Origin of the sequence: Hymenobacter sp. ISL-91 (genome assembly GCF_018613725.1) — a bacterium.
GTDB lineage: Bacteria > Bacteroidota > Bacteroidia > Cytophagales > Hymenobacteraceae > Hymenobacter.
Map to the genome: position 1 here is coordinate 59849 of NZ_JAGGPS010000007.1, position 6600 is coordinate 66448.

Genomic DNA, 6600 nt, shown 5'->3' on the forward strand with positions numbered 1-6600 from the left:
GTTGAACAGCCGGTGCCAGGGACTTTTTTTGCCGTCGCTGCAGCAAAGTTTCCGAAAAAAACATTTACGTTTGCAACGCTTTTCGGCTTTAACCCATTTTAAAATCCGGAAAGCATTACCCGTCGCCCCGCGGCATCTGCACATGATTCATCTCTCTACTACTGCGCTTCTGCGACGACCAAATAGGGTCGTGCGAATTATGCCAGCTTAAGCTGGCCGCACTAGTATTCCCGTGTTCTTCGTCGCCGAAGAGCCGGTTCGGGGCCTGCCCACTGGCCCGCCCCCGAGAACCTTTCCGAATCAGCTGTTCCTAGTCCGAGTGTAAGCTTCCGCGTGTTTTTTCCGGCCTGGTGCCGGAATGCTCCGCCCTCCCGGTTCGCCGCCGCCCCCGCCGCCTAAGCGCCGCGGCCGGTTGTTTTCGCCGCCCACCCCGTCCGCTGGGGTCTGCGCTGCCTGCCTGCTTTCGTGTTTCCACGCCTGCCGCCCATTGGGCCGCTAACCGACCATCCGTCATGTTGCTCCGAGTCGCCGAAGCTGCCGATGCGCAGTACGCCGAAACCCTATGTCAGTGGTATGCCGAATCGGCCCGTCAGCGGGGCGTGGGCATTGCCAAGCGCGACCCTAACTATCTGATTAAGAAGATGAAAAAGGGTGATTCCATCATCGCCTTTCTTGACGGGGCGCTGGCTGGTTTCTGCTATATCGAGACCTTTGAAGACGCCAAGTTCGTGGTCAATTCCGGTCTGATCGTGAACATGGAGCTGCGACAGGAGGGCCTGGGCCGTGCCATCAAGGAGCGCGTGTTCGAGCTGTCGCGCACCAAGTACCCGGCGGCCAAAATCTTCGGCATCACCACCAGCGCGGCCGTGATGAAAATCAACTCCGAGCTGGGCTACCGGCCCGTTACGTTTCCCGAACTCACCCAGAGCGAGGATTTCTGGAAGGGCTGCGCGAGTTGCAAAAACTACCCCATTCTGCAGGAAAACCAGCGGCGTATGTGCCTGTGCACCGGCATGGTATACGACAAGCTGAACGACCGTTTCAGCCAGCAAACCATCTCAGTATTGAGTAGTGAGACGTGAGTAGTGAGTATGAAATAGTGCGGTGGCTTAACTCATTTAAGGGGTTGCCCGGCTCTTTCTTTCCCACTCGTCATTCCTCTCACTACTCAATACCCACTACTCAATACTAGACATGAAAAAGAAAGTCGTTTTAGCCTATAGCGGCGGCCTCGATACCTCGTTTTGTGCGGTGTACCTGACCCGCGAGCTGGGGCTGGAAGTGCACACGGTTATCGTGAATTCGGGCGGGTTTTCCGCTGCCGAGCTGGCCGCTATTGAGGCGCGGGCCTACGAGCTGGGCTCCTCCCGGCACGAGGTAATCGACGTAACCCAGCGCTTTTATCAGGACTGCCTGCGCTACCTGATTTTCGGGAACGTGCTCAAAAACGACACGTATCCGCTGAGCGTGAGTGCCGAGCGCATGTTCCAGAGCCTGGCGCTGGCCGAGTACGCCCGCGCCCATCAGGCCGACTACATTGCCCACGGCAGCACCGGTGCCGGCAACGACCAGGTGCGCTTCGATGTGGCCTTTTCGGTGATTGCGCCGGCCACCGAAATCATCACGCCCATCCGCGACCTTAAACTTTCGCGGCAGGCCGAAATTGACTTTCTCAACCAGCACGGCTTCGAAATGAGCTGGGAAAAGGCGAAATACTCCATTAACAAGGGAATCTGGGGCACCAGCGTGGGCGGCGTGGAAACGCTGACTTCGCGCGAGGCCCTGCCGGAAAGTGCCTACCCGTCGCAGTTGCAGCGCCAGGATTCGGAGCGCGTGGAAATCACGTTTGAACGCGGTGAGCCCGTGGCTTTGAATGGACAGAAAATGGAGCCGGTAGCCCTGATTCAGCAGCTGAACGAGCTGGGCGCGGCCTTTGCCATCGGCCGCGATACGCACGTGGGCGACACGATTCTGGGCATCAAGGGCCGGGTGGGGTTTGAGGCGCCCGCGCCGCTCATCCTCATCAAGGCCCATCACCTGCTCGAAAAGCACACGCTCAGCCGCTGGCAGCTGCTGCACAAGGATTACGTGGCCAATTGGTACGGCACGCTGCTGCACGAGGCCCAGTACCTCGACCCGGTGATGCGCGACTTCGAGGCCCTGCTCGAATCGAGCCAGGCGCGGGTGTCGGGCACGGTGTTCGTGACCTTGCAGCCCTACCGCTTCGAGCTGCAGGGCGTGGAGTCGAAGTTCGACATGATGCAGTCGAAGGTGGCCACCTACGGCGAGGAAAATAACGCCTGGGACGGCCGTGACGCCCAGGGCTTCATCAAAATTTTCAGCAACCAGCTGAAGATTCATTCCTCTTTCGACGATGAAAATTAAAGTCGGCATAGTGGGCGGCGCGGGCTACACGGCTGGCGAACTAATCCGCATTCTGCTCCATCATGAATACGCCGAATTAGGCGCCATCGTGAGCTCCTCCAACGCGGGCAACGCGGTGCACCAGGTGCACGACGACTTGGTGGGCGAAACGGAACTGCGCTTTGCCGCCGAACTCGCCAGCGACGAGGACGTGGTGTTTCTGTGCCTGGGCCACGGCAATTCCAAGGCGTGGCTGGAGAAAAACACGCTGCCCGAAACCACCGCCGTTATCGACCTGAGCAACGATTTTCGCCTGGCGGCCGATGCGGAATTTGCCGGTCGTGAGTTCGTGTACGGATTGCCGGAGCTGAACCGCAGCCGCATTCAGCAGGCCCAGAGTATTGCCAATCCGGGCTGTTTTGCCACGGCTATTCAGCTGGCGCTGCTGCCGCTGGCCCAGGCCGGCCGGCTCACGGATGATGTGCACGTGTCGGCCATTACGGGCAGCACGGGCGCGGGGCAGGGGCTGTCGGAAACGGTGCATTTCTCATGGCGCTCGAATAACGTGTCTATCTACAAGCCCTTCACGCACCAGCACCTCGGCGAAATCGGCGAGAGTCTGGCGCAACTCCAGCCGCAGTTGGGCGCGGATATTCACTTCATCCCCTACCGGGGCAATTTCGCGCGGGGCATCTTCGCCAGCGTCTACACGCCCTCAGAGTTGACGCAGGATGAGGCGCGGGAGTTGTACCAGCAGTTTTACGCCGATGCGCCGTTCACCACGGTGTCGGATAAGGAAATTCACCTCAAGCAGGTAGTGAACACCAACAAATGCCTTCTGCACATGCAGAAGGTAGGCAAGCAGCTGCTGATTACCTCGGTGATTGATAATCTAGTGAAAGGCGCCTCGGGCCAGGCCGTGCAGAACATGAATTTGCTGTTTGGCCTGCCGGAAACAACGGGATTGATGAGCAAGGCTTCGTTTTTTTAAACCAGAACGTCATTAAATCAGCACGTCATGCTGAGCTTGTCGAAGCATCTCTACCGCTTTGCTGAACTTAACTTCTGCCATACTTATGACCGCAGATGAATACAAGCAGGTCAAGAACAAGGAGAATATTCTTGATTTTAGTACGCTGAACCTCACACGCCAATATCTGGAACAGGTTGGAAGCAATGGTGTAGCTGAGGAAGTTAGCCAAATACTGATTCATAACAAGGTTGAGAAGCCAGCATTACATAATAGACAGCAGGAAATACACACCGATTTTTACTATGTAAATCTCACTTCAAGCAGTGTGGAAATTATCACCTCAATGCTCATTGATTTCGAGGCTGCATCAGTAACAGAAACTGGCGAGTCAACAACGCTTACCGCTCATTATAGCGGCATGCTGGATAGATGGAGTAATCTTCAATAAAGCAGTAGAGATGTTTCGACTCCGCTGCGCTTCGCTCAACATGACGTTCCAGTTTTAACTACGCTCTGATACCACTAAAAACCATGGAGCTTTTCAACGTGTATCCCCTCGTCAACATCACGCCCGTGCGCGCACTCGGCGCCAAGCTGTGGGACGATAAGGGACAAGAGTACCTGGATTTCTATGGTGGCCACGCCGTTATTTCCATTGGCCACAGCCACCCGCACTACGTGCAACGCCTCACCGAGCAGCTGCAACACATCGGCTTCTACTCCAACTCGGTGCAGATTCCGATTCAGACGGAGCTGGCCCGCAAGCTGGGCCAGGTATCGGGCTACGAGGACTACGCGCTGTTTCTGTGCAACTCGGGCGCCGAGGCTAATGAGAATGCGCTGAAGCTGGCATCCTTTCACACCGGCAAAAAGCGCGTTGTGGCGTTCAAAGGCGCGTTTCATGGCCGTACCAGCGGCGCGGTAGCCGCCACCGACAACCCCAAAATTGTGGCGCCATTCAACGCCGGCCACGCCGTCAGCTTCCTCGAATACGACCTGGCGGCGGTAGAAGCCACGCTGCAAGCCGGAGACGTGTGCGCCGTAATTATCGAGCCGATTCAGGGCGTGGGCGGCATCATCATGCCTTCCGACGAATTCCTGCAGGGCCTGGCCGCGCTGTGTAAGCAGTACGGCGCGCTGCTCATTGCCGATGAGGTGCAGAGCGGTTACGGCCGCAGCGGCAAGTTCTTTGCCCACCAGCACGCCGGCATCCGGCCCGATATTATTTCGGTGGCCAAGGGCATGGGCAACGGCTTCCCCATCGGCGGCATCCTGATTTCGCCCGAGTTAAAAGCTTCCTACGGCCTGCTGGGCACCACCTTCGGCGGCAACCACCTGGCCTGCGCCGCTGCCCTAGCCGTGCTCGAAGTCATTGAGCAGGAAAACCTGCTGGCCCACGCCACTGAGCTGGGCGACTACCTCCGCACACAGTTGCTGGCCCACGCCGGCGCCACCGAAATTCGCGGCCGCGGCCTGATGGTGGGCATCAGATACGACTTCCCCATCAAGGAGCTGCGCGACCAGCTGCTCACCGAGCACCATATTTTCGTGGGCAATGCCTCCGACCCCACGGTGCTCCGGCTGCTGCCGCCGCTCAACATCACGCGGGCCGAGGTTGACCGGTTTTTGGGGGCCTTGTACGCGCTGGTGCCGGTTGCAGCCAGAACGGTGTAGAGCGGATACTGGCGTCTGGTAGTTGAACGGCCCACGCCCGAATGACCCTGAGTAAACAGCATTAGTAACGATTGAGAGGCGAATATGCGTCTCTACACCCCACGCCATGTCCCAAACAGTAAAACTTGTTCTCGAAGACGGCACCTCTATTGAGGGCGAATCCTTCGGCGCGTTCACCTCCGCCGCGGGCGAGGTGGTGTTCAGCACGGCCATGACGGGCTACCCCGAAAACCTGACCGACCCGTCCTTCGCCGGCCAGATCCTGGTGCTCACCACCCCCATGGTGGGCAACTACGGCGTGCCCGGCGAGGAACTGTACGAGTCGATTTCCCGCATTTTCGAGTCCGACAAAATCCACGTGGCCGGGCTGGTGGTCAACTACTACTCCCAGGAGCACAGCCACTGGAACGCGGCCAAAAGCCTGGGCGACTGGCTGAAGGAGTACAACATCCCCGGCATCTGCGGCGTCGACACGCGCATGCTGACCAAGAAGCTGCGCGAGAAAGGCGCCATGCTGGGCAAAATCGTGGCCGAAGAAGATGTTCCATTTCATGACCCCAACCTTGACAACCTGGTGGCCCAGGTGAGCCCCGAAGGCGTGCAGCACTACGGCCACGGCCAGCACAAAATCGTGCTCGTCGACTGCGGCACCAAAACCAACATCCTCCGCTGCTTCCTGGAGCGCGACGTGGAGCTGATTCGCGTACCGTGGGACTACGATTTCACGACGCTGGACTACGACGGCCTGTTCCTGAGCAACGGTCCCGGCGACCCCAAGCTGTGCGCGGCCACCATCGGGCACCTGCAGAAAGCCCTGCAGCAGGACAAGCCCATCTTCGGCATTTGCCTGGGCTCCCAGCTCATGGGCCTAGCGGCGGGCGGCGACACCTTCAAGCTCAAGTACGGCCACCGCAGCCACAACCAGCCCGTCAGGCTCACCGGCACCCAGCACTGCTACATCACCAGCCAGAACCACGGCTTTGCGGTCGATACCGACACGCTGCCCGCCGAGTGGCAGATGCTGTTCGAGAACCTGAACGACGGCACCTGCGAGGGCATCAAGCACGTGTCCAAGCCGTTCTTCTCCACCCAGTTCCACCCCGAGGCCGCCGGCGGCCCGCAGGACACGGAGTTTCTGTTTGACGACTTTTTGGCGGCGGTAGCGGCGCATAAAACCGCTCCGGTGTAGCGGCGCCTGCTGGCGTTTGCCGTCAGAACGACTGGTGCCGGCTTGTCTGGCTTACATCACATCCGCAACGATGGAGACGCTGACAGGCGTCTCTGCATCCCGCTTGTCCCTCCAATGACCAAACCCAACAAAGTCCTCATCCTCGGTTCCGGCGCGCTGAAAATCGGCGAGGCCGGCGAGTTCGATTATTCCGGCTCGCAGGCGCTCAAGGCGCTGAAGGAGGAAGGCATCCGCACCGTCCTGATCAACCCCAACATTGCCACCGTGCAGACGTCGGAGGGCATGGCCGACGACGTGTACTTTCTGCCCGTGACGCCCTACTTCGTCGAGCAGGTCATCCAGAAAGAGCGGCCCGATGGCATTCTGGTGGCCTTCGGGGGCCAGACGGCCCTGAACTGCG

General features: G+C 58.9%; 7 protein-coding genes. All 7 read left to right on the plus strand.

Annotation, left to right across the window (positions count from 1 at the left end; genetic code table 11):
• Positions 1-512 precede the first annotated feature (512 nt).
• Positions 513-1082, plus strand: coding sequence for a GNAT family N-acetyltransferase (locus J7E24_RS03140; RefSeq protein ID WP_215135036.1), 570 nt, complete (start codon positions 513-515; stop codon positions 1080-1082).
• Between the two features lie 112 nt (positions 1083-1194).
• Positions 1195-2385, plus strand: coding sequence for an argininosuccinate synthase (gene argG / locus J7E24_RS03145; protein ID WP_215135038.1), 1191 nt, complete (start codon positions 1195-1197; stop codon positions 2383-2385).
• Positions 2375-3355 carry an N-acetyl-gamma-glutamyl-phosphate reductase gene (gene argC, locus J7E24_RS03150; RefSeq protein WP_215135040.1) on the plus strand — a complete coding sequence of 327 codons (981 nt, stop codon included), beginning with the start codon at positions 2375-2377 and terminating at the stop codon, positions 3353-3355. Before argG ends, argC begins: the two co-directional genes overlap by 11 nt.
• 85 nt (positions 3356-3440) lie before the next feature.
• On the plus strand, positions 3441-3785 hold the full coding sequence (locus tag J7E24_RS03155; RefSeq protein WP_215135042.1) for a hypothetical protein: 345 nt from the start codon (positions 3441-3443) through the stop codon (positions 3783-3785).
• An 83-nt stretch (positions 3786-3868) separates the two neighbouring features.
• Positions 3869-5011: an aspartate aminotransferase family protein gene (locus J7E24_RS03160; RefSeq protein WP_215135043.1), complete on the plus strand. Its 1143-nt coding sequence runs from the start codon at positions 3869-3871 to the stop codon at positions 5009-5011.
• Positions 5012-5117: 106 nt separating this feature from the next.
• Positions 5118-6200: a glutamine-hydrolyzing carbamoyl-phosphate synthase small subunit gene (carA, locus tag J7E24_RS03165; RefSeq protein ID WP_215135045.1), complete on the plus strand. Its 1083-nt coding sequence runs from the start codon at positions 5118-5120 to the stop codon at positions 6198-6200.
• 114 nt (positions 6201-6314) lie between these two features.
• The coding region (locus J7E24_RS03170) for a hypothetical protein (RefSeq protein ID WP_215135047.1) at positions 6315-6600 on the plus strand (286 nt) is incomplete at its 3' end.